Here is a 522-nt window from a genome sequence, read left to right as displayed (position 1 = left end):
ACCAACCCTCCCAAAACTCCCCGACGCCCCCCAGCGCCGGGGAGTTTTTGCGTTCCGGGACAGGGCCAACGCGATAGGCGGCCGGGGTCGCGGTCCGGTGGCCCTGCAGCACGGCGGCGAGCCCGGGCCCGTCGGCGCGCGGCCGCAGTCGTGGTTGATCATCGAGCGGATGACGTCCATGGCCTCGGCCCGGTCGGGGCCGTCGAGAACGGCCTCCAGCGTCTCCACCTTGCGCCGGTCCAGCTCGGGCAGGCGAGGGTGGAGCAGGATGTCGAACTGCGCGTCCGGCTCCGGCTCGCCGGCCTGGAGCGCCTCCCGCTCCGCCCGCAGCGCCGCCATCCTGTCCTTCATCGACGGCTCATACAGCCCATCCTCGATGGCCCGCAGCATGCCGGTGATGCGCCGGTCGATTTCGGCCAGCGTCTTGGCGCGCTGGCCGGCGCTGGCCAGCCGCCGCGTGCGCTCCCTGGTCAGTTCGCCCTGCAGCGCCGTCATGAACGCGGCGACGAGATCGGGCGCCAG

The 522-nt window shown here is 73.0% G+C and carries 1 pseudogene; it reads right to left on the bottom strand.

Features of this window, described 5'->3' with window-relative positions:
* Positions 1-522: pseudogene (locus ACYVO7_RS25785) on the bottom strand (hypothetical protein); the annotation flags it as partial.

The sequence above is a fragment of the Alsobacter sp. SYSU BS001988 genome (assembly GCF_054796215.1).
The sequence above is the reverse complement of the archived record's forward strand: the minus strand, read 5'-3'. Positions and strand labels throughout refer to the sequence as shown.